This window comes from Metabacillus fastidiosus NBRC 101226, from assembly GCF_001591625.1.
Lineage (GTDB): Bacteria > Bacillota > Bacilli > Bacillales > Bacillaceae > Metabacillus > Metabacillus fastidiosus.
The window spans coordinates 1-1650 of the sequence record NZ_BCVG01000216.1; the positions used below are offsets into that span (position 1 = coordinate 1).

Sequence of the window (1650 nt, forward strand, 5' to 3'; positions counted from 1 at the left end):
TAGTTGAAAACAGACCCTACATGTAGGGTCTGTTTTTTTATTTGCTTAAATTCCTTTTTATCTCGTATTCAGAGATAATAACACTCCCATTTTAAGAGGATGTATGGAAAAAAAGCTAAGTGAGAGATTGACTATCCCTAAGAGTCTGAATAGTTCAACTAATGCTCGATGGAGGATAGAGAAAACTTCTATTGAGCAAAGTTTCACTTTATAGGTAAAAAAGCCCTATTCATTTATTGAATAGGACTTAGGCAACAAACACGAAACACAATCAGTAATAGTATAAATGGTAGACTAAGCATAGCACAGTGTAGTAGTAATCCCTAATTTAATATTTTTTTATAATTATTTTTTCTTCTACAAACTATTATTTTAATTTTAACTACAGGTATAAAAAATATATATTATATTCATTTATGATCTCTTTTCATTTTCTATATTTCATACTCTATATATAAGAATACTATAGTGAATTCGGCGTTTTTTTTTTGTGTTTTTTTTATTAATTAAATTATAATTATTAAGAGAATTCAAATAATTGAAAATTGAACAGCAAAAAATCTTAAGGAGAAAAGATAATGTTAAATTCAGATTTGGATATACGCTTAGAACCGCGTATTAAAGAGTTATATCAATTACATAAGGAACGTTCTGCAAATATTGACTGGAGCTATCACGAATTTATTCCATGGGACAAAGCCATGTCTTTTAAACGAGTTCCTTGGGACGAGAGTCAAGTAACTCTTCCAGAAGGTGTAATTGTAGCGATAGAGACAGCATTGCTTACAGAAGTAAATTTACCTTGGTATACTTCGCATTTGGATTATACATTTAAAAATTCAATGGACGTAATAAATGATTTCGTACGTACTTGGACGGCTGAAGAAGATCAGCATTCTAACTTACTTGAAACGTATTTATTAGTGACAAGAAACGTCAATCCTACAAGATTGCATGAATTAAGAAGAAGAGTAGTGGAAAGTGGTTGGTTTCCAGACTTTACTAATCCTTTAGCAACAATGGCTTATACTTCATTGCAAGAGTTAGCTACACTAGTTTTTTATAATAATGTAGCTAAAATAGCTGGTCCGCACGACAAAGATTTAGCAACATTACTTCGACGTTTAGCGAAAGATGAAGCACTTCATTATGCATTCTATCGTGACACGGTGAAAGCACATCTGGAACTTGATCCGAATTTTATTGTTTATTTTGAGAATGTCATTATTAATTTCTCTATGCCAGGTGCAGTTATGCCAGATTTTAATGAGAGAATGAAAACGATTGCATTAGATGCGAATTATGGCCCATTACAATATTTTGACCAAGTATTAGATGTGATTGTTAATTATTGGGATATTGCTAATTTACAACCTACTAGTGAAGATGCTAAACAATCACAAGCGAATATAATGAAATATCATGGGCGTTTAAAAAGAATTAAGGATCGCCAGTTAGAAAAAAACAAAAGGTAGATGTACGAAAGGGTTTTTTATAATGAAAAAAACGTGCGAATTATGTAAAAAAGAAACGAAAGAGAAAGTAAGTTATTTAGAACTTGAAACCTGGGAATTTGATTTTTTAAAGAAAGAGAAAAAAGATTTTTATTCTATTTGTTTTGAGTGTTTTGATAAACATACAAATAACTTT

Annotated in this window: 1 protein-coding gene; it reads left to right on the top strand. The window is 30.5% G+C overall.

The annotated features are described in order from the left end of the window. Nucleotides 1–578 precede the first annotated feature (578 nt). Nucleotides 579–1475, top strand: coding sequence for an acyl-ACP desaturase (locus tag BFA01S_RS21455; protein ID WP_066235667.1), 897 nt, complete (start codon nt 579–581; stop codon nt 1473–1475). Nucleotides 1476–1650: the final 175 nt, after the last annotated feature.

What these genes read in the sequence shown, in the direction of transcription:
- BFA01S_RS21455 (WP_066235667.1), top strand. Translation starts at nt 579, where the DNA reads ATGTTAAATTCAGATTTGGATATACGCTTAGAACCGCGTATTAAAGAG.